17 protein-coding genes are annotated in these 21,040 nt (G+C 69.5%); 5 read left to right on the top strand and 12 right to left on the bottom strand.

Going from position 1 to position 21,040, the window contains the following annotated elements; all coding sequences use genetic code 11:
- Positions 1-9: 9 nt before the first annotated feature.
- Positions 10-492 carry a putative toxin-antitoxin system toxin component, PIN family gene (locus ACAV_RS02355; RefSeq protein WP_041828923.1) on the bottom strand — a complete coding sequence of 161 codons (483 nt, stop codon included), beginning with the start codon at positions 490-492 and terminating at the stop codon, positions 10-12.
- Positions 482-1,804 (bottom strand): THUMP domain-containing class I SAM-dependent RNA methyltransferase, encoded by a 1,323-nt coding sequence (locus ACAV_RS02350; protein WP_013592977.1) that lies wholly within the window; start codon positions 1,802-1,804, stop codon positions 482-484. Before ACAV_RS02350 ends, ACAV_RS02355 begins: the two co-directional genes overlap by 11 nt.
- Positions 1,805-1,960: 156 nt before the next feature.
- On the opposite strand from ACAV_RS02350, the gene ACAV_RS02345 reads away from it, so the two are divergent.
- The 3 genes from ACAV_RS02345 to ACAV_RS02335 all read left to right on the top strand — a co-directional run bounded on the left by ACAV_RS02345 (position 1,961) and on the right by ACAV_RS02335 (position 6,404).
- Positions 1,961-3,823, top strand: coding sequence for a methyl-accepting chemotaxis protein (locus ACAV_RS02345; RefSeq protein ID WP_013592976.1), 1,863 nt, complete (start codon positions 1,961-1,963; stop codon positions 3,821-3,823).
- A 119-nt stretch (positions 3,824-3,942) separates the two neighbouring features.
- On the top strand, positions 3,943-5,790 hold the full coding sequence (locus ACAV_RS02340; protein ID WP_013592975.1) for a methyl-accepting chemotaxis protein: 1,848 nt from the start codon (positions 3,943-3,945) through the stop codon (positions 5,788-5,790).
- Between the two features lie 68 nt (positions 5,791-5,858).
- Positions 5,859-6,404 (top strand): TspO/MBR family protein, encoded by a 546-nt coding sequence (locus ACAV_RS02335; RefSeq protein ID WP_081463152.1) that lies wholly within the window; start codon positions 5,859-5,861, stop codon positions 6,402-6,404.
- A 27-nt stretch (positions 6,405-6,431) separates the two neighbouring features.
- On the opposite strand, the gene ACAV_RS02330 is transcribed toward ACAV_RS02335, so the two are convergent.
- From ACAV_RS02330 to argS, 6 genes are all read right to left on the bottom strand, one after another.
- The gene (locus ACAV_RS02330) at positions 6,432-8,021 is read right to left on the bottom strand and encodes an RNA polymerase factor sigma-54 (protein WP_013592973.1); all 1,590 of its coding nucleotides are present in this window, start codon (positions 8,019-8,021) and stop codon (positions 6,432-6,434) included.
- Positions 8,021-8,812, bottom strand: a complete 792-nt coding sequence (lptB, locus tag ACAV_RS02325; protein WP_013592972.1) for an LPS export ABC transporter ATP-binding protein — start codon at positions 8,810-8,812, stop codon at positions 8,021-8,023. Before lptB ends, ACAV_RS02330 begins: the two co-directional genes overlap by 1 nt.
- Positions 8,813-8,814: 2 nt before the next feature.
- Positions 8,815-9,465 (bottom strand): lipopolysaccharide transport periplasmic protein LptA, encoded by a 651-nt coding sequence (gene lptA, locus ACAV_RS02320; protein ID WP_013592971.1) that lies wholly within the window; start codon positions 9,463-9,465, stop codon positions 8,815-8,817.
- A gap of 120 nt (positions 9,466-9,585) precedes the next feature.
- Positions 9,586-10,242 carry a thiol:disulfide interchange protein DsbA/DsbL gene (locus ACAV_RS02315; protein ID WP_013592970.1) on the bottom strand — a complete coding sequence of 219 codons (657 nt, stop codon included), beginning with the start codon at positions 10,240-10,242 and terminating at the stop codon, positions 9,586-9,588.
- A gap of 73 nt (positions 10,243-10,315) precedes the next feature.
- A complete protein-coding gene (locus tag ACAV_RS02310; RefSeq protein WP_013592969.1) occupies positions 10,316-10,966 on the bottom strand; it encodes an SPOR domain-containing protein in 651 nt (216 codons plus the stop codon).
- A 14-nt stretch (positions 10,967-10,980) separates the two neighbouring features.
- Entirely contained in the window at positions 10,981-12,795 is a 1,815-nt protein-coding gene (gene argS, locus ACAV_RS02305) for an arginine--tRNA ligase (protein WP_013592968.1), read from the bottom strand.
- A gap of 124 nt (positions 12,796-12,919) precedes the next feature.
- Between argS and ACAV_RS02300 the strand changes: the two genes are divergently transcribed.
- Positions 12,920-13,285, top strand: a complete 366-nt coding sequence (locus ACAV_RS02300; RefSeq protein WP_013592967.1) for a PsiF family protein — start codon at positions 12,920-12,922, stop codon at positions 13,283-13,285.
- Between the two features lie 211 nt (positions 13,286-13,496).
- Here the strand turns inward: ACAV_RS02300 and ACAV_RS02295 are convergent, their stop codons facing one another.
- The 4 genes from ACAV_RS02295 to ACAV_RS02280 form a co-directional block, all read right to left on the bottom strand.
- Complete coding sequence (locus tag ACAV_RS02295; protein ID WP_013592966.1) at positions 13,497-13,952, bottom strand: DUF2214 family protein; 456 nt, start codon at positions 13,950-13,952, stop codon at positions 13,497-13,499.
- Positions 13,953-14,031: 79 nt separating this feature from the next.
- On the bottom strand, positions 14,032-16,602 hold the full coding sequence (locus tag ACAV_RS02290; RefSeq protein WP_013592965.1) for a glucose/quinate/shikimate family membrane-bound PQQ-dependent dehydrogenase: 2,571 nt from the start codon (positions 16,600-16,602) through the stop codon (positions 14,032-14,034).
- Positions 16,603-16,780: 178 nt separating this feature from the next.
- Positions 16,781-17,422, bottom strand: a complete 642-nt coding sequence (locus tag ACAV_RS02285) for a DUF3016 domain-containing protein (RefSeq protein WP_013592964.1) — start codon at positions 17,420-17,422, stop codon at positions 16,781-16,783.
- Positions 17,419-18,396, bottom strand: coding sequence for a LysR family transcriptional regulator (locus ACAV_RS02280; protein WP_013592963.1), 978 nt, complete (start codon positions 18,394-18,396; stop codon positions 17,419-17,421). Before ACAV_RS02280 ends, ACAV_RS02285 begins: the two co-directional genes overlap by 4 nt.
- Positions 18,397-18,719: 323 nt before the next feature.
- Between ACAV_RS02280 and ACAV_RS02275 the strand changes: the two genes are divergently transcribed.
- Positions 18,720-20,933: a malate synthase G gene (locus ACAV_RS02275; protein ID WP_013592962.1), complete on the top strand. Its 2,214-nt coding sequence runs from the start codon at positions 18,720-18,722 to the stop codon at positions 20,931-20,933.
- Positions 20,934-21,040: the final 107 nt, after the last annotated feature.

Below are 21,040 nucleotides of genomic sequence, written 5' to 3'. Positions count from 1 at the left end.
GTGGCGCGCTCAGGCGGCTTCCGGCTGCGCGGCCTCCAGCACCAGGGCCGTGGCCACGTGCGCGCCCATGTTCAGGAGCCGCTTGCGCATGCAGAGCACGGCCTTGTCCTTCGACAGCAGGATGGCGCGGTGGGCTGCCGCGAGGTCGATGAACTTCTGGTCGTCCGCGTCCTTGCAGACATAGGCCACGCGCGGCGCGATCTCCACCAGGCGCGCCTGGGCATCGAACGCAGCGAGCACCTGCGCGGCGTCCACCCGGTAGAAGTCCATGCGCTCCACGATATGCGCGTAGGCCAGCACGCGCTCGAGTTCGTCGCGCATGACCTGCGTGGCGATCCACGCCAGCCGGCCCTGGGCCAGCAATTGCCGCAACGGCCCCGTGCGCGGGTCGGAAAAAATCAGCAGGTCCAGCGCCACGTTGGTGTCCACCACCACGCAGCGCACCGGTTCGCCGTCCTCGGCCTGCGCGGGCAGGCGCAGCTCAACCGGCATGGTCCCCGCCCGCATCCGTGGCGCCTCCGGGGCCGGCAGGCGCATCCGCCGGCGGCGCCGCGCCCTCCGCCCTCTGGCGCACTGCGCCCTGCACCATGTCGAACCGGAACAGCCGGCATTCGATCGGTCCGTTCCACATCGGCACGCGACGCGATTCCTTCAGGCGCATCTTGCCGGGCAGCTTCAGGTCGGGCGTGAGCATCCAGGCCTGCCAGCCTGCGTAATGCTTCTTCCAGTGCGCGGCGAGCTGCAGGAAGAAGTCCCCGCCGTCCTCCGTCTGCGCGGTCTCCCGGCCGGCGCGCTCGACCACGCCCATGCGTTCCCGCGCGCTGCGACCCGCCGTGCCGGCCGCGGCAATGCGCTCGCCATAGGGCGGGTTGAGCAGCATCACGCCGGGCCGGTCGCCCGGCGGCATGCGCTGCAGCGCATCCCCGCCGCGCAGTTGCACCGCCTGGGCGACGCCTGCGCGCTCGGCATTGCGCTGCGCGAAATCCACCATGCGGTGCGACACGTCGCTGCCGAACACCGGCACGGCGGCCGGCACGATGCCGCTTTCTGCCTCCTCGCGCAGCGCATGCCAGACGTGTGCCTGGAAGGGCAGCAGTTTCTCGAAAGCGAAGCGCCGGCGCAGGCCGGGGGGAATGCGGCAGGCCATCTGCGCGGCCTCGATGGCGATCGTGCCGCTGCCGCAGCAGGGGTCGTACAGCGGCATGGGTGCGTCGCCCAGCGGATCCCAGCCGCTGGCGGCGATCATGGCCGCGGCAAGCGTTTCCTTGAGCGGCGCATCCCCCTTGTCCTCCCGCCAGCCGCGCTTGAACAGCGGCTCGCCCGAGGTGTCGATATAGACCGTGGCCTGGTCCGTGGTGAGGTGCAGGTGGATGCGCACGTCCGGCCGCTGCGTGTCCACGTCGGGCCGCACGCCGCCGGCTTTCGCGCGGAAACGGTCGGCGACCGCGTCCTTCACGCGCAGCGCCGCGAAGTTCAGGCTCTGGAGCGGGCTGTGCTGGGCGGTGACGTCGATGCGGAAGCTCTGGCGCGGGGTGAACCAGATCTCCCAGGCGATCCCGGACGCGATGGCGTAGAGATCGTTCTCGGAGCGGTACATCCGCTCGGCCAGGTGCACCAGCACCCGCTGCGCGAGGCGGCTGTGGAGGTTCAGCCGCAGCGCTTCGCGCCACGACGCGCGGGCCATCACGCCGCCGCGCCCCGTGAGCAGGTCGTGGCCCGTCAGGCCGGTGATGCCATGGACCTCGTCGGCCAGGAAGCCTTCCACGCCGGCGGCGCAAGGCAGAAAGATTTGCAGTGAATTCATAACGCAGGCGAGAGGATACGCCTTGCGGCAAACGCAATCCCCTGCGTTTATTTTTCCACCGTGCAGAACGAATGTTTCATTCTGTTGATAAAGTTCAACAATAGACGATAACCAGGCGATCCCCCTCCCTACAGGCCTTCTTTCCGGAGTCCGTCGATGTTCCACAGCCTTCGTGCCCGCCTCATCGGGATCTGCATCGCCATCACCGCCCTGTCGCTCATCGCGCTGGCGCTGGCCACCTTCTTCGTCGTGCGGGGCAACACGCTTTCAGGACTGGACGAACGCATCGGCCAGCTCACGCGCCTGCATGCCAGCGAACTCGCCGAATGGGTCAGGGAAAAGCAGCGCATCACCTCCTCCCTGAAAACGGCCGTCGGCCAGGCCGAGCCGGTGCCCTTCCTGCTGGCCGCCAAGCAGGCCGGCGCGTTCGACGACACCTATTTCGTCTATGCCGACAAGCGCAACATCTTCGCGCACCCCATGCCGGAGGGCTATGACGGCACCGCGCGCCCCTGGTACAAGCAGGCCGTCCAGGCTGGCGGGCCGGCCCTCACGCCCGCCTACGTGGATGCGAGCACGGGCAAGCTCACCATCAGCTTCGTCGAGCCCGTCGGTCCCGCCGGGCAGCCCACTGCCGTCATCGGCACCGACATGCACCTGGACACCGTGACCCGCAAGGTCAACGCGATCCATCCCATGGAAAAGAGCTTCGCCTTCCTCCTGGACGGGCAGGGCAATATCCTGGCCCACGCCAGGGCCGAACTGGCCCTGAAGCCCGTCACGGCCATTTCCCCAGCCCTGGACGGGGCACAGCTCGCGCGGCTCGCGTCGGACGGCGGACGTGCCGACATCTCCATCGACGGTGCCCCCACCATGCTCTACGCCGCGAAGGTGGAAGGCACGCCGTGGATCCTGGCCATCGCCATCGACCGTGCCGAGGCCACCCGCCCCGTGCAGGAACTCCTCAACGTCGCCATCGCCATCACCGTGCTGTGCGTGCTCGCCGCCGTCGGCCTGCTCACCTACGCCGTCAGCCGCCAGCTGCGCCGCCTCGCCGTCGTGCGCGACGCCCTGGAGGACATCGCCTCCGGCGAGGGCGACCTCACCCGCCGCCTGGACACCCACGGCAGCGACGAGCTCACCCAGATCGCACGCGCCTTCAACCACTTCGTGGACAAGATCGCCGCCGTCCTCGTGCGCATCCGCGCATCGGCCGAATCCGTGCGCCTGGCCACCAGCGAGATCGCCAGCGGCAACCAGGACCTCTCCGGCCGCACCGAGCAGCAGGCCAGCTCCCTGGAGGAGACCGCCGCCGCCATGGAGCAGCTCACCGCCACCGTCCAGCAGAACGCCGAGAACGCACGCCAGGCCAAGCACCTGGCCGCCAACGCCTCGCAGATCGCCGCACACGGCGGCACCGTCGTCGGCCAGGTCGTGCAGACCATGGGCGGCATCGATGCCTCTTCGCGCAAGATCGTGGACATCATCGGCGTCATCGACTCCATCGCCTTCCAGACCAACATCCTCGCCCTCAACGCCGCCGTCGAGGCCGCCCGCGCCGGCGAGCAGGGCCGCGGCTTCGCCGTCGTCGCATCCGAGGTGCGCACCCTCGCCCAGCGATCGGCCACCGCCGCCAGGGAAATCAAGGCGCTCATCGACGACTCCGTCGCCCAGGTCAACGCCGGCAGCCGGCTCGTGCAGGACGCCGGCTCCACCATGCAGGAAGTGGTCGAAAGCGTGCAGCGCGTCACCGCCATCGTCACCGAGATCAGCAACGCCAGCCAGGAACAGAGCACCGGCATTGCCGAGATCGGCGGCGCCGTCAGCCAGATGGACCAGAGCACCCAGCAGAACGCCGCCCTCGTCGAGCAGGCCACCGCCGCCGCTCAGTCGCTGCAGCAGCAGGCCCACCAGCTCGCCGACGTCGTCGCCGGATTCAAGCTCGACGCCGGGGGCACCCATGCCACCGGCCATGCGCATCCACATCCCGCCTTGGGAGCCCCCAACCACCCGACTTGATACCCAGGACGTCCCCCGGTTTTCCCGCACGGCGCAGTCCCACGGCTGCGCCGTATCTTTTTCTTCCTTCCCCGGCACACACAGCGGCCCGGCCGCCTTCCCGTTTTCGAGAGATCCCCATGTTCCAGAGTCTGCAAGCCCGCCTTATCGGGATCTGCATCGCCATCACCACTGCGTCCCTCGTGGTGCTGGCCTTCGCCACCTTTCTTGTCGTGCGCGGCAACACGCTGGCAGGCATCGACGCCCAACTCGCCCAGCGCACGCGGCTGCACGCCGACGAGATCACCAGCTGGGTAAAGGAAAAGCAGCGCATCACCAGTTCCATCCGGATCGCGGCCACGCAGCCGGACCCGATCCCGTTCCTGCAGGCCGCGAAACAGGCCGGCGCAATGGACGATGCCTACCTGGTCCATGCGGACAAGCGGATCGCCTTCCTGCACCCGGTGCCCGACGGCTACGACGGCACGGCCCGCGGCTGGTACAAGCAGGCCATGCAGGCGGGCGGCCCCGTCGTGACGCCGGCCTACATCGGCGCCAGCTCCGGCAAGCTCCTCATCACCTTCGCCGAGCCCTGGGGTCCGGCCGGCCAGCTCTCCGGCGTCGTGGCGGCCGACATGCTGCTGGAGACCGTCGGCCGCATGGTGACCGCCATCCAGCCCACGGCCAAGAGCTTCGCCATGCTCGTCGATGACCAGGGCCGCCTGCTCGCCCAGGCGGATCCCCAGCTGGCCCTCAAGCCGGTCTCCGCGCTCGCCTCCGGCATCGACTTCGCGCTGCTGCAGCGGCTCGCGACGGACGGGGGCCATGCGGACGTGGCCGCCAAGGACGCGGACCAGATGCTCTACGCCGCGAAGGTGGAAGGCACGCCCTGGATCCTGGCCATCGCCATCGACCGCGCCGAGGCCACCCGCACCGTGCGCGAACTCCTCAACGTCGCCATCGCCATCACCGTACTGTGCGTGCTCGCCGCCGTCGGCCTGCTCACCTACGCCGTCAGCCGCCAGCTGCGCCGCCTCGCCGTCGTGCGCGACGCCCTGGAGGACATCGCCTCCGGCGAGGGCGACCTCACCCGCCGCCTCGACACCCACGGCAGCGACGAGCTCACCCAGATCGCACGCGCCTTCAACCACTTCGTGGACAAAATCGCCGCCGTCCTCGTGCGCATCCGCGCATCGGCCGAATCCGTGCGCCTGGCCACCAGCGAGATCGCCAGCGGCAACCAGGACCTCTCCGGCCGCACCGAGCAGCAGGCCAGCTCCCTGGAGGAGACCGCCGCCGCCATGGAACAGCTCACCGCCACCGTCCAGCAGAACGCCGAGAACGCACGCCAGGCCAAGCACCTGGCCGCCAACGCCTCGCAGATCGCCGCACACGGCGGCACCGTCGTCGGACAGGTCGTTCAGACCATGGGCGGCATCGATGCCTCCTCGCGCAAGATCGTGGACATCATCGGCGTCATCGACTCCATCGCCTTCCAGACCAACATCCTGGCGCTCAACGCCGCCGTCGAGGCCGCCCGCGCCGGCGAGCAGGGCCGCGGCTTCGCCGTCGTCGCCAGCGAGGTGCGCACCCTCGCCCAGCGATCGGCCACCGCCGCCAGGGAAATCAAGGCGCTCATCGACGACTCCGTCGCCCAGGTCAACGCCGGCAGCCGGCTCGTGCAGGACGCCGGCTCCACCATGCAGGAAGTGGTCGAGAGCGTGCAGCGCGTCACCGCCATCGTCACCGAGATCAGCAACGCCAGCCAGGAGCAGAGCACCGGCATCGCCGAGATCGGCGGCGCCGTCAGCCAGATGGACCAGAGCACCCAGCAGAACGCCGCCCTCGTCGAGCAGGCCACCGCCGCCGCGCAGTCGCTGCAGCAGCAGGCCCACCAGCTCGCCGACGCCGTCGCCGGATTCAAGCTCGACGCCCACGGCTCCAGCGCCCATTCGCCCCGCCACCCCGCGCTCGGTGCGCCTGAATAAGCGTCGGGAAACGCATTCGCGGCCGTGGCTGGCACGGCAGGCGCCGGGGCTGCGGCGATGATATGGGCATGGTGACATCCCCTTCCACTCCGTCCTCCCCCGCTGCGGCCAGCGCGCGCAGCGCGCCCCTGTCGCCCCGCACCTGGCTGGCCCTCGCTGGCTGGCTGCTGCTGTGCTTCGTCGCCGCGGGCATCGGCAGCGTGGCCTCGGTGCAGGCGCCGCAGTTCTATGCGCAGCTGGTGCAGCCGCTCTGGGCACCGCCGCCCGGCGTCTTCGGCCCCGTCTGGAGCGTGCTCTACACCCTCATGGGCATCGCCGCGTGGCTGGTCTGGCGCGAGCCCGCGGGCGCGGCACGGCGCCACGCGATCGCGCTGTTCTGCGCCCAGCTGGCGCTCAACGCGCTCTGGAGCTGGCTGTTCTTCCAGTGGCACCTGGGCGCCTGGGCCCTGGCGGACATCGCCCTGCTCGGCATCTGCGTGGCCGCCACCTTCGTGGCCTTCCTGCGCCTGCGGCCGCTGGCGGGCCTTCTGCTGTTGCCCTACCTGGCCTGGATCAGCTTCGCCGGAGCCCTCAACTACGTCCTCTGGCGCATGAATCCCGGCCTGCTCGGCTGATGCCGCCCCGCCCGGGGCGGCCGGCCTTCACAGCGCCTTGCGCAGGTTGGCCGGCGCGATCTTCAGCGCCTCGCGGTACTTGGCGACCGTGCGGCGCGCGCACTCGATGCCCTGCTCCTTGAGCATCTCCGCGATCTGGCTGTCCGACAGCGGCTTGGCCGGGCTCTCCGACGCGACGAACTGCTTGATCAGCGCGCGCACGGCCGTGCTCGACGCATTGCCGCCCGTCTCCGTGCCCAGCCCCGAGCCGAAGAAATACTTCAGCTCGTAGGTGCCCTGGGGAGTCGCCATGTACTTGGCCGTGGTCACCCGGCTGATCGTCGATTCGTGCAGTCCCAGCTCGTCGGCGATGTCGCGCAGCACGAGCGGCCGCATGGCCAGCTCGCCATGCACGAAGAAGTTCTTCTGCCGGTCCACGATGGCGCGCGACACGCGCAGGATGGTGTCGAACCGCTGCTGGATGTTCTTGATGAACCATCGCGCCTCCTGCAGCCGCTGCTGCAGCGCCTGGTGCCCCTCGCCACCGCGGTTGCCGCGCAGTGCCCCCGCATAGATGTCATGCACGCGCAGCCGCGGCATGACGTCCGGATTGAGCTGCACGGTGAACGCATGCGCGGCCCCTCGGCCACTGCTCTTCTTCACGATCACGTCGGGAACGATGATGTTGCGCTCGACCTGCGCAAAGGCCCGGCCTGGCCGGGGCTCCAGCCGCGCGATGAGCGCCATGGCCGCACGCGTGCATTCCTCGCTCGCACCGCAGCCCTGGGCGAGCCGGCGCACGTCGCGCCGTGCCAGCATCTCCAGCGGCTGCTGGCAGATGCGCAGTGCCGCCTGCAGCACTTCGGGCTCCGCGTCGCCGTCTTCCTGCAGGGCCCGCAACTGCAGCGCCATGCATTCGCTCAGGCCGCGCGCGCCCACGCCCACGGGCTCCAGGCTCTGCAACAGCCGCAGCGCCACCGTGAAGCGGTGCACCAGTTCCTCGACCTGTTCGGGGTCTTCCTCGCCTGCCAGCGACACGGCCAGCGACTCCAGCGATTCGTCCAGGTAACCGTCGTCGTTCAGCGATTCGATCAGGAAGCGCAGCGCCGCGCGGTCCACCTCCGACAGGCGCAGAGACAGCGCCTGCCGGTGCAGGTAATCGGTGAGCGACTCGTGCTCGCGCGCGAGTTCGGTCGCGTCCGTATCGTCTTCGTCCCCCATCTGGTTGCGGGTGCGGGCGGGCGCCTCGCCGCCCCACTCGCCGTCGTCGGGCGCCATCTCGACGGTGCCGTCGCCCTCCCAGTCCGGCGCATCGGGGGCTTCCGGTGTCTCGGTGCCTTCGGATGCGCCCTCGCCCGGCGACGAGGCCGCAACCTCCGCCGTACCGCTGGCCGGCGTGTACAAGGACTCTTCCGCACCGCGGTCGGCATCGCTCACCGGCGCATCCGCCTGCGGCAGGCCGAACTCCTCGCGCGGAGCCTCGTCCGGGTTGCGCTCCAGGAAGGGGTTCTCGTCGAGCATCTGCTCGACTTCCTGCGACAGCTCCAGCGTGGACAGCTGCAGCAGCCGGATCGACTGCTGCAGCTGCGGCGTCAGCGCCAGATGCTGCGAGATGCGCAGCGACAGTCCTGGCTTCATCACATGCGGAAGTGTTCGCCGAGGTACACGCGGCGCACTTCGGCGTTGTCCACGATCTCCGAGGGAGTGCCCTGCGCGAGCACCCGGCCATCGCTGATGATGAAGGCGTGGTCGCAGATGCCCAGCGTCTCGCGCACGTTGTGGTCGGTGATGAGCACGCCGATGCCGCGCGCCTTCAGGAAGCCGATGATGCGCTGGATCTCGATCACCGCGATCGGATCGATCCCCGCGAACGGCTCGTCCAGCAGGATGAACCGCGGCTGCGTGGCCAGCGCGCGCGCGATCTCCACGCGGCGGCGCTCACCGCCCGAGAGCGCGAGCGCGGGCGAGGCGCGCAGGTGGTCCACCCGCAGTTCCTGCAGGAGCGCGGTGAGGCGCTCCTCGATCTCCGCGCGCGAGAGCGGCCGGCCATCGTCGCCGCGTTGCAGCTCCAGCACGGCGCGCACGTTCTCTTCCACGGAAAGCTTGCGGAAGATCGAGGCCTCCTGCGGCAGGTACGACAGGCCCAGGCGGGAGCGCCGGTGGATCGGCATGTTCGCCACCGACTGCCCGTCGATGCGGATGTCGCCGCCGTCGCTGCGCACCAGGCCCACGATCATGTAGAACGACGTGGTCTTGCCAGCGCCGTTGGGGCCGAGCAGCCCGACGACCTCGCCCTTCTGCACGACCATGGAAACGTCCTTGACCACCTTGCGGGTGCCGTAGGACTTCTCGAGGTGCATCGCCTCCAGGCGGCTCGGCGCGTCTGCCGCCGGTGCCGCCGCGGCGTCCGGTTGGTGGGAAGCCGCCATGCTCACTTCGCCCCGTTGCCCAGTTCGTTGCTGCGGCGCAGCGCAGGGGCGGGCCCCGGCGCAGGGGCCGCCGCGGGTGCCGAAGCAGTCTCCTTGGGCGAGAGCACCGCGCGCACGCGTCCGCCCGGCGTGCCGGACGATGCGGCGCCCCCGGGCGCGGTCTTCTGGCCGTCCACGGTGAAGACGTCGGTGGTGTTGTTGTAGACGATCAGTGCGCCAGCCATCTCGTCGGTGAGGGTGGACTCCCGGTAGCGGCGCAGTTCCGCGCGCCGGATCAGGCGCACCAGGTCGGCCCGGCCGTCGTACTCGATCACCTCGCCCTCGCCCTCGACGAACTCGTCCGGGGCGCCGGGCGCAGTGTCGCGCTTCTGGCGGAAGAAGGCCCGCTTGCCGGGCTCGGCCGTCATGGTGCCGTACTGGAAGCCGTCGGGGTCCTGCCGCACGTCCAGCCGGGTGCCGCGCAGCACGATGGTGCCCTTGGTCACCACCACGCGCCCGGTGAACACGCTGGTCTGCTTGAGTTCATCGTGGCGCAGTGCGTCGGCCTCGATGTTCATCGGCTTGTTGCGATCGGCTTTTTCGGCCTGTGCGGGCCCCACGGCAAAGGCCATGGACGCCAGCAGGAGGAGGGTGGGGAGGAGTCTGGATCTCATAGAGGGCACGAATCTTGCAAAGATTGTAGTCCCCCGCTGCGGCAGCGCAGACGCCGGAAAGGAAAAGCCCGCCGGAGCGGGCTTCTTGCCGGGGCGGAGGGCAGCGCCCTGGACGGGATGTCAGCCCTTGCGGGCCAGGCCCGCCAGGTACTCCACCACCTGCAGCACGTTCTGCATGCTGCCGGCCATGGTGCCGTCGGTATAGAAGCGGCCGGCCACGCCCATGGAGGGCACGCCCTCGACGCCGTACGCATCCTGCAGCTGGGCAGCCTTGCGCAGCTGGTTGGACACGGTGAAGGAGTTGTAGACCTCCTTGAACTTGGCCACGTCCAGGCCCTGCTTGCCGATCCACTCGAAGATCTGGTCGTCCTTGGCGAGGGGCAGCTTTTCCACGTGCACGGCGCGGAACACCTTGGCGTGCACCTCGGGCAGCTTGCCCATGCCTTCCAGCGCGAAATACAGCTTCTGCTGCGCGGCGAAGCTCGAATTGAAGGCCACCGGAACGCGGCGGATCACGAGATCCTTGGGGGCGGACTTGATCCATGCCTCGAGCGTCGGCTCGAAGGCATTGCAGTGCGGGCAGCTGTACCAGAAGAACTCGATGACCTCGACCTTGCCGGCGGGCGCATCGGTGGGGGCCGGCTTGGCCAGGCGGGTGTAGTCCTTGCCCTCCTTGAACTGTTTCGCCTGCGCGAAGGCGGGCGTGGCCACCGGCAGCGCAACGGCGGAAGCGGCCACGGCGGTGGCGGCGGAGAGGGAGAACTCGCGGCGTTTCATGGAAAAAGGCACTCCTGGTTACAGTATCTGGAGGATTGGGAGCCGCGCCGGGCGGCAAAGTTCAGTGGCTCGTTCAATGCTGCACGCGCACCAGTGCGGACTCCACCCCGGCGCCGTCGAGCTTCTCCTTGAGCATCTCGGCATCGTCGCGCTTGGTGAACGGGCCCACGCGCACGCGGAACACCGTCCGGCCGTTCTGCTCGCGCTCGCTCACGCGGGCCTCCCAGCCCAGCATGGCCAGCTTGGCGCGCTGCGCATCGGCATCGCCCTGGGTGCGGAAGGCGCCGGCCTGCACGAAGTAGTCGAATGGCTCGGCGCCGGCGGCGGCACGTGCGCGCGCAAGGTCCCCCAGCGGATCGGCCGACGAGGCGCCGGCCACCGGCTTGCTCGCGGCGGCCCGCGGCGTGGACGCGGCCGCCACCGCGGCGGATGCCGCGGGCGTGCTGGCCGGTGCGGGCTCGACACCCGCGACGGCCGGCGTGCTGGCCGCCGGCGCGGCCGGCCGCGCCGGATTCTTGCCGTACAGCGGCGAATTCGGGTCCCAGTTCTTGTTGCGCTGGGATTCGAGGGCATCCTGGTCGGAGCTGCGCGCCCCACCCTTGTTGAGGAAGGGTACGGGCACCTTGGTCACGTACACCGCCACGGCGAGCGCCACGCCCAGGCCGACGACGATCCCCAGGATGAAGCCGACGGCCGAACCGCCGCGTTGCTGCTTCTTGGTCATATTTGGCTAGAGACTCACATTCTGGCTGGCGCCGACACGCCCAGCACGGCCAGGCCATTGTGCAATACCTGTGCCGTGGCGGCGACCAGCGCGAGGCGGGCACGTTTGACAGCCTCGTCGTCCACGAGGATGCGCTCGGCGTCGTAGTAGCTGTGGTAGCTGGCGGCCAGGTCGCGCAGGTAGAAGGTCACGTCATGCGGTGCCTCGCCCTCGGCGGCGGCCGCCAGCATCTCGGGGTACTTGGCCAGCTGCAGCATCAGGGCCTGGGCCTGCTGGCCTTCAAGAGGAGAAAGATCTGCGTTGCCGAGATCAAGCAATTCACATGCACTGGACAATGACGTATCCGTGACGTGCTCACCAACGTCATTCAGTGCATCCGGCGCAGATAGCTTTTCAAGCTGACCACCTGACACATCAGGCCTGTCACCACGGGCATGCGCCACTGCGGCCCGCAGCACCGACTGGATGCGCGCATGCGCGTACTGCACGTAATAGACCGGGTTGTCGTTGTTCTGCGCCACGGCCAAGTCGACATCGAAGGTGTACTCCGTGTCGGGCTTGCGCGAGAGCAGGAAGAAGCGCACCGCGTCCTTGCTGGTCCACTCGATCAGGTCGCGCAGCGTCACGTAGCTGCCGGCGCGCTTGCTGATCTTCACCTCTTCGCCACCCTTGACCACGCGCACCATGGTGTGCAGCACGTAGTCGGGGTAACCCTGCGGGATGCCCACGTCGGCCGCCTGCAGGCCGGCGCGCACGCGGGCGATGGTGCCGTGGTGGTCCGTGCCCTGGATGTTCACCACCTTCGCGAAGCCGCGCTCCCATTTGGAGATGTGGTAGGCCACGTCGGGCACGAAGTACGTGTACGTGCCGTCCTTCTTGCGCATCACGCGGTCCTTGTCGTCCCCGTAGTCGGTGGACCTGAGCCACAGCGCGCCGTCCTGCTCGTAGGTATGGCCCTTCTCGACCAGGCGTTTCACCGTGGCCTCGACGCGGCCCGAGGTGTAGAGGCTCGACTCCAGGTAGTACTGGTCGAAATGCAGATTGAACGCCCGCAGGTCCTTGTCCTGCTCGTTGCGCAGGTAGGCCACCGCGAACTGGCGGATGTTGTCGTAATCCTCGACGTCGCCGTTCGCGGTGAATGCACGGTCTTCGGCCTGCACGGTCTTCTTCGCCAGGAAGTCGTTGGCGATGTCCTGGATGTACTCGCCGTTGTAGAACGCCTTGGACGCCGGGTTCTCCGGATCGGTGGGCCAGCACTCGTCGCCGGGCTTGAAGCCCTTGGCGCGCAGCTGCGTGCTCTTGGCCAGCGTTTCGATCTGCACGCCGGCATCGTTGTAGTAATACTCGCGGTGCACGCTCCAGCCCTGGGTGGCGAAGAGGTTGCAGATCGCATCGCCCAGGGCCGCCTGGCGGCCGTGGCCCACGTGCAGCGGCCCCGTGGGATTGGCGGAGACGAACTCGACCAGCACGCGCTGGCCGTTGTCCTTCTGGTAGCCGAACCGGTCACCGGCGGCCAGCACCTCGCGCACGATCTCCTGCTTGGCGGCGGCCTTGAGGCGGATGTTCAGGAAGCCGGGGCCCGCGATCTCGATGGCATCGACCCAGCGTGCGAAGGCCGGCGTGGCCTCCAGCGCGGCCTTGAGCTGTTCGCCCAGCGCGCGCGGGTTGAGCTTGAGCGGCTTGGCCAGCTGCATGGCGGCGGTGCAGGCGAAATCGCCGTGCGCGGCCACCTTGGGCGATTCGAAAGCGGCGCGCCCGGCGGCGCCGGGCGAGAGTTTGTCCAGCTCGCCGGCCAGCGCCGCGAGCAATTCCTGTTTGACGGAGAGCATGCGCGGATTCTACGGGCCGGCCGTCATCCGCCCGGGCCCGGCCGGCGTTAAGCTGGACAGCCCCGGTCTCCGCCAGTGGCGGCCGGGGCGGACCACCCCCTCACATCATCCGCAGGAGCATTACATGAAGAAGCTGCTTTCGATGCTGGCCGCCACCGGCCTGGCCCTCTCCTTCGCGACGGCCCACGCCGCAGACACCGCGGCTCCGGCTGCATCCGCCTCTGCCCCTGCCGCCACCACTGCGGCCCCGGCTGCCTCCAAGCCGGCCAAGGCACCGACCGCGCAGCAGGGCAAGATGACCACCTGCAATGCCGAAGCCAAGGACAAGAAGGGCGACGAGCGCAAGGCCTTCATGAAGGAATGCCTCTCGGCCAAGAAGCCCGCCACCCAGCAGGACAAGATGAAGACCTGCAACGCCGACGCCAAGACCAAGGCGCTCAAGGGGGACGAGCGCAAGGCGTTCATGAAGGAATGCCTGAGCGGGAAGTGACATCCCCCTGAGGCGGCTGCGCCGCCTTTCCCCCTTCTCTCGCCGCGCTGCGCGCGGCGGGAAGGGGGACGATGCCGGTGGCCCGGCAAAGCCGGTTCCACGGCATCTGCTGGCCTGGCCTGCTCCGCGGCCTTCTGCTCCTTGGAGCATGAAAGCTGCCGGCGATGGCTGGACGCGCCCGGATGCCGGCATGGCATGCGGGCGCATCTTTTTACCGGGTGCCGACGCCCCGGGCCAGGAACACGGCCAGCAGCGGGATCAGGGCCAGCAAGTGGGCCTCGATCATGACGAGGCGGCGCGTGCTGCGGATGGCGGTTTCGTCGGGAAGGGCGCCGGTGGCGCGCAGGGTCTTGCGCCAGCGCAGGAAACGCATGGTAGGGGCGATGGAGAGCAGGCCGATCACCACGAACAGGGTCACCTTGGTGTGCAGCAGCGGCTGCGACCAGTACCACGCGGAGCCTTTCATGCCCCAGCCCACGCGGGCCAGTCCCGTCGCGAGGACGGCCAGGGCGGAGAGGCCGTAGATCAGGTCCACGCGCGCGAGGCGCTCCACGACGGCGGGATTCATCCACTCCTTGCGGCAAAGCGCAGCCTCGCTGGCGAGGAAGGTGGCCATCATCAGGATGGCCAGGAAATGGGCATAGGCCAGCAGGGCTTCGGTGGTCACGCGGCGATCCTTTGCATCGGAAGGGGTGGCGCATGGTAGCGCGCCCCGCCCTCTTCTTCCCGCCGCGTGGCGCTGCCGGCTATTTCTGCGCAGGCAGCGCGTAGGCGCGCACGCTGTCTCCGGGCTTGGTGCCCGTGGAGCCGTGCCCGCCGGCCACGACGACCACGTACTGCCGGCCGTCCTCCCCCGTATAGCTCATCGGCGTGGCCTGCCCGCCCGCGGGCAGGCGGTCCTGCCAGAGGGTGCGGCCATCGTTCAAGTCATAGGCGCGCACGTAGTTGTCCAGCGCGCCCGAGTAGAACGCCACTCCGCCACCGGTGAGCATCGGCCCGCCGATGCCCGGCACGCCCATGCGGAAGGGCAGCGGCAGCGGAGAGAGATCTCGCACCGTGCCGTTGCGGTGCTTCCATGCCACCTCGCCGGTGCGCAGGTCCACGCCGGCCACATAGCCCCAGGGCGGTGCCTGGCAGGGCAGGCCCACGGGCGACATGAACGGCTTCATCGAGGCGGCGAAGGGCGCGCCGAAGTTCTCGTTCAGCGCCGGCAGGCTGCCCTTGGGCGGCCCGCCGTCCTGCACGAGCAGGCTGGTGTCGTCCTTGCGCGGCACCAGCCTGGAGACGAACGCGAGGTAGGTCGGCGTGGTGAAGGCCACCTGCCGCTGCGGATCGACGGCGATGCCGCCCCAGTTGAAGACGCCGAAATTGCCCGGATAGATGATGCTGCCCTGCTCCGACGGCGGCGTGAAGCGGCCCTCGTAGCGCAGGCGGTGGAAGGCGATGCGGCAGGCGAGCTGGTCGAACATCGTTCCGCCCCACATGTCGCGCTCGGTGAGCGGCGGCGGGTCGAACGACAGGGCCGACTTCGGCTGCGTGGCCGCCGTACGGTCTCCCTGGGCAGCGCCCTGCGGCGCGGGATGCTCCGTCACCGGCAGGATCGGCGTGCCGGTACGCCGGTCGAGCACGAACAGTTCGCCCTGCTTGGTGGGCTGCACCAGCGCCGGCACGGTCTGGCCGCCCACCTGCAGGTCGATCAGCGTGGGCTGCGAGGGCACGTCGTAGTCCCACAGGTCATGGTGCACGGTCTGGAAGTGCCAGCGCACCTTGCCGCTGTCCAGGTCCAGCGCGACGACGGAGGAGGAGTACTTCTCCACCGCCGGGCTGCGGTTGCCGCCCCACTGGTCGGGCGGCTGGTTGCCCATGGGCACGTACACCATGCCGAGGGTCTCGTCCACGCTGGAGATCGACCAGCTGTTGGGGGAGTTGGGCGTGTACGTGCGGCCCGGCGGCAGGGGCGCCGTGTCGTCGGGGTTGCCGGAATCCCAGTTCCAGACCAGCGCCCCGGAGTCGATGTCGAACGCGCGGATCACGCCCGATTGCTCCTTCACCGAGGCGTTGTCCAGCACCGTGCCGCCCACGATCACGAGGCGCTGAGTGACCACCACGGGAGACGTCGAATAGTAGGCGCCAGGGCGCAGGTTGGGCATGCGCTGCCACAGGTCGATCTGCCCCGTGCCACCGCCGAAGTTGGTGCATACGGCTCCGCTTTCAGGGTTAAGCGCGATCACGCGGCCATCGGCCGTGGGCATGAAGAGCTTGGCGCGGCAGGCGGCGTCGGTGGGGCCTTTGCGGGCCGCGATGGGCGGCTGGCGCTGGTCCGCCGCCTGCGTGGCAGGTGCCGCCGGCTGCGTGGTGGTGGGCGAGGCATGGGAGGCGGGTTCGGTGCGCTCGCCGCCTGCTGCGGCGCCCGCGACGGCGTGGAGTGCCGCAGGCGACGCATCGGCAACGGGGTCGCGCGGCGGCTGGTACGACAGCCCCCGGCAGGTCAGGTGCTGCAGCGCCAGCTTGCCCTCGATCTGCGGGTCGTACCGCCAGAGCTGCTTGCCGGTGGTGGCGTCGAGCGCGATCACCGACTGGTGCGGCGTGCACAGGAACAGGCGGTTGCCGATCTTCAGCGGCGTGACCTCGTAGGTGGTCTCTTCCGGGTCGCCGTCCTTGCCGCGAACGTCGCCCGTGCGGAATTCCCAGGCCATCTTCAGCTGCGAGGCGTTGTCGGGCGTGATCTGCGCTAGCGGGGAGAAGCGCTGGCCATAGCCGGTGCGGCCATAGGCATGCCATTCGCCGTCGGGCAGCGTGGGCGCGGCCTGGGCCGGGGCGGGCACGGATTCGCCCGCCAGCTTGCCGCCCAGCTCATGCGGAGCGGTAAACCAGGACGCAGCCGCCAGCACGGCGGACAGCAGCAGCGCCAGCCCCAGCGCCATGCGCGGCATGCGCAGCGCGGAAGCCCGGGCCGCGGCATCGCCGGAAGCGCCCGGCTGGAGCGGTGCGGGCTCGCGCAACAGGGACCGGCGCATCCACGGCGTCGTGAGCCAGAGGCCGAGCACGAAAAGCACATCCAGCCGCGCGGCCAGCGGCCACCAGTCCACGCCCACCTCCCAGACCGCCCAGGCCGTGGAGCCCAGCAGCAGCACAGCATACACCCAGAGGGCCGCCGCGGATCGCCGCGCGAGCAGCACGCCCGAAGCCAGCAGCGCCAGTCCGGCGATGAGGTAATAGGGGCTGCCGCCGAGTGAAACGAGCCATCCGCCCGCACCTGCAACGAGAACGCCTGTGATGCCGACGAGAACGCCGGTAATGCGCGCGAGGCCTGCCATGGTGATTGTCCTTTGGTGTCCATGCCCCGGCCGGCCATCGGCGCAGCAATACAGCGGGATGGACAAAAGGAACGGCCTGGAGGGACGAATCTAGGCGGGCCGAGCGTGCATGCCCCGTCGGCGCGCGGCCTGCACGCCTGTGGGGCGTGGCCTACAACGGCGCGCTCACTGCAGGGTTCTAGGGCGCGCCGAACTCCTGCCGCACCCAGTCGTCGATCAGGCCCTTTTCATACCGCAGCGGGTCGGTCCCGCCGCGTGCCGCACGCTCCATGAACGCGGGGTCGCGCAGTTCGCGGCGCCCCGACTGCAGCACCGAACCGTCGGCAGCCAGCCGCTTGAACTCGAGCACGATGCGCGGGGGATAGATGTCCCGCACGATGCGCACCTGCCCGGCCTGGGGGCCGCGCCAGGGCTCGAATCCGCCGGCACGCTGCACATCGGTGATCCGCACTTCCAGCCGCTGGCCCTCGGGCAGCGCCGCGGCCGCGGTTTCCGACAGGTACAGGCAGAGCGCGTCCACCCAGGCACGGCGGGCGCGGTCGGCTTCGTGGACACCCCGGCGTGCATCGCTGAAGCCGGCAGGATCGTCATAGGTCACGCTGACGATGCCGGGCGGCGGCGGGCCCTTGGCTCGGGAAGGCGCCGGTGGACCATCGCGCCTGGCAGGCACGGCGGCGGCGTCCTGTGCGGGCGCCGGCGCACTGCCGGGCGTGCCCGCACAGCCGGCCAGCAGGCAGGCCAGCACCAGGGCGACCGGCGACCGGCCCGCAGCGGAGCGTCGCAAAAGATCGGGAGACGGGTCGGGGAATCGGTGCGTCATGGCGAAGGAGAGGTGGGGAGGATGGGAGCGGTGAGCGCATGCGCGGCGCGGCGCCAGAACGCCGGCTGCGCATAGTGGTGCTTGAGGTAGTCGATCCACAGCCGCACGCGCAGCGGCAGGTGGCGGGCATGCGGAAAAACCACGTAGATGCCGTTGGGCGGCGCGGCGAAATCCTCCAGCACGGCTACAAGCCGGCCGGCGGCGATCTCGGCTTCCACCTCCCAGGTGCTGCGCCACGCGATGCCCCAGCCCCCCAGGCACCAGTCGTGCAGCACCTGCCCGTCGGAACAGTCGAGGGGGCCGGTGGGCTTGACGTGCACCACATCGCCCGGCGCGCCGCCCGGGTCCGCAGCGGGCATGCGGAAGGCCCAGCCGCGTGTCTGCGACGCGTCGCTCGACAGCATCAGGCAGGCGTGCCGCGCGAGTTCGGACGGATGCTTCGGCGTGCCGTGCCGCTCCAGGTAGGCGGGCGTGGCCACGCAGAGCCTGCGGTTGTCGGCGATGCGCACGCTCACCAGCGAGGAATCGGGGAGGTCGCCCACGCGCACGGCACAGTCGAACCCCTCCCCGGCCAGGTCCACCACGCGGTCGCTGAGATTGAGGGAAATGCGCACGTCGGGATGCAGGTCGCGGAACAGCGGCACCAGCGGCGCCACATGGCGCCGCCCGAACCCCGCGGGCGCGGTGATGCGCAGGTGCCCCGTGGCCCGGGCCCCGCCGACCGACACGCTGGCCTCGGCCTCGGCCACATCGGCCAGAAGGCGCTGGCAATCCTCCAGAAAGGCGCTGCCCTCGTGCGTGAGGCTGATGCGCCGCGTGGTGCGCACCATGAGCTTCACGCCCAGGTGCTCTTCCAGGGCGTCCAGGCGCCGCCCCATGATGGCGGGCGCCACGCCCTCGGCGCGCGCCGCGGCGGTGAGGCTGCCGCGCGTCGCCACCGACACGAACGACTCGAAGGCCTTGAGCTTGTCCATGGGCTGCGATTATCGGCAGCCTGTAACCGGGGCCTATCCCCGGCGGGTCACCACGCACTGGCTGCTGCCTCATCGAACCGGCGGAACCCTCATAAATAAGAGGCCCACAGCTCTCAAAAATATAGCAAACCAATGGACACGGATGTTGCACGCCGCAGGGCTCCAGCCCGTCTGGTTGCCCCGCAGCGGATTCATGCAAAAAAGTCACGGGTTCTGCGATTCGAGGGTGGTTTATGCGGATAAAAAATTCAAATACAGTGGCTCCATCGGGGGAATGGCCCCCGCATACCTCCTTTGTTTCACCCGCCCCAGCCCACCACACCATGACCGACCGCACCACCGTCCACGGCCTGCAAGTGGCCACGCTCCTGCACCAATTCATCGAAGCACGCGTGCTGCCCGGCACGGGCGTCGATGCCGCCGCGTTCTGGTCCGGCTTCGATGCCATCGTGCGGGACCTGGCTCCGCGCAACATCGCCCTGCTGGCCGAGCGCGACCGCCTGCAGTCCGAACTGGACACCTGGCACAAGGCCCACCCCGGCCCGGTCACCGACATGGCGGGCTATCGCGCCTTCCTGGAGAAGATCGGCTACCTCGTGCCGCAACCCGCGAACGTGCAGGCCACCACCGCCAACGTGGACGACGAACTCGCCGTCCAGGCCGGCCCGCAGCTGGTGGTGCCCATCCTGAACGCACGCTACGCCCTCAACGCCGCCAACGCGCGCTGGGGCAGCCTGTACGACGCGCTCTACGGCACCGACGCCATCTCCGAAGAGGGCGGCGCCGAAAAGGGCAAGGGCTACAACCCGGTGCGCGGCGCCAAGGTGATCGCCTTCGCGCGTGAAGTGCTCGACCAGGCCGCGCCGCTGGCCAGCGGCTCCCACAAGGACGCCGCGGGCTACCGCGTGGAAGGCGGCCAGCTGGCCGTGCAGTTGCAGGGCGGCGCCACCACCGGCCTGCAGGATGCGGCCCAGTTCGTGGGCTACCAGGGCGATGCCGCAGCGCCCTCCTCGGTGCTGCTGCGCCACAACGGCCTGCACCTGGACATCCAGATCGACCGCAGCACGCCCATCGGCAAGACCGACCCGGCCGGCGTGAGCGACCTGGTGCTCGAAGCCGCGCTCTCCACCATCCTGGACCTGGAAGACTCCGTCGCCGCCGTCGATGCGGAAGACAAGGTGGCCGGCTACGCCAACTGGCTGGGCATCCTGCAGGGCACGCTGACCGAATCCTTCGCCAAGGGCGGCCAGACCGTCACCCGCGGCCTGAACGCCGACCGCATCTACACCGCGCCCGACGGCAGCGGCGAAGTGCGCCTGCACGGCCGCTCGCTCATGTTCCTGCGCAACGTGGGCCATCTGATGACCAACCCCGCCGTGCTGTGGACCGACGCGCAGGGCACGCAGCGCGAGATCCCCGAAGGCATCCTGGACGCCGTGGTCACCACCGCCATCGCGCTGCACGACCTGCAGGGCAAGGGCCAGAACGGCATCCGCAATTCGCGCAAGGGCAGCGTCTATATCGTGAAGCCCAAGATGCACGGCCCGGCCGAAGTGGCGTTCGCCAGCGAGCTCTTCGCCCGCGTGGAACGCCTGCTGGGCCTGCCGGAGAATACCGTCAAGCTGGGCATCATGGACGAAGAGCGCCGCACCAGCGTGAACCTGAAGGCCTGCATCGCCGCCGCATCGGCCCGCGTGGCCTTCATCAACACCGGCTTCCTGGACCGCACCGGCGACGAGATGCACACCGCCATGCAGGCCGGCCCCATGGTGCGCAAGGGCGACATGAAGGCCAGCGCCTGGATCCAGGCCTACGAGAAAAGCAACGTGCTGGTGGGCCTGTCCTGTGGCCTGCGCGGCAAGGCCCAGATCGGCAAGGGCATGTGGGCCATGCCCGACCTGATGAAGGCCATGCTGGAGCAGAAGATCGCCCACCCCAGGGCTGGCGCCAACACCGCCTGGGTGCCCAGCCCCACGGGCGCCACGCTGCACGCACTGCACTACCACCAGGTCAACGTGGCCGACGTGCAGAAGGAACTGGAAAAGACCAGTGCCGATGCCGAGCGCGACAACCTGCTCACCGGCCTGCTGACCATTCCCGTCGCCGCGAACCCGCAATGGACCGACGCCGAGAAACAGCAGGAACTGGACAACAATGCCCAGGGCATCCTCGGGTACGTGGTGCGCTGGATCGACCAGGGCGTGGGCTGCTCCAAGGTGCCCGACATCCACGACGTGGGCCTGATGGAAGACCGCGCCACGCTGCGCATCAGCAGCCAGCATATCGCCAACTGGCTGCTGCACGGCGTGGTGACCGAGGCCCAGGTGCGGGCCACCTTCGAGCGCATGGCCGCCGTGGTGGACCAGCAGAACGCGGGTGATCCGGCCTACCGGAAGATGGCCGGCCGCTTCGCCGAGTCCGCCGCCTACCAGGCCGCCTGCGACCTGGTGTTCAAGGGCGTGGAGCAGCCCAGCGGCTACACCGAGCCGCTGCTGCACGCCTGGCGCCTCAAGGTGAAGGCCGGCGCGGCGCGCTGATCCGCCTCCGCTCCGCCCCGAAGGCACCCGAGAGGGTGCCTTTTTTCATGGAGGCAAAGACCCTCCCCGGCCACCGGGCACCAGGAAGACACAGCACAACCCGAAAT

The organism is Paracidovorax avenae ATCC 19860, assembly GCF_000176855.2.
GTDB classification, from domain to species: domain Bacteria; phylum Pseudomonadota; class Gammaproteobacteria; order Burkholderiales; family Burkholderiaceae_C; genus Paracidovorax; species Paracidovorax avenae.
The sequence above is the reverse complement of the archived record's forward strand: the minus strand, read 5'-3'. Positions and strand labels throughout refer to the sequence as shown.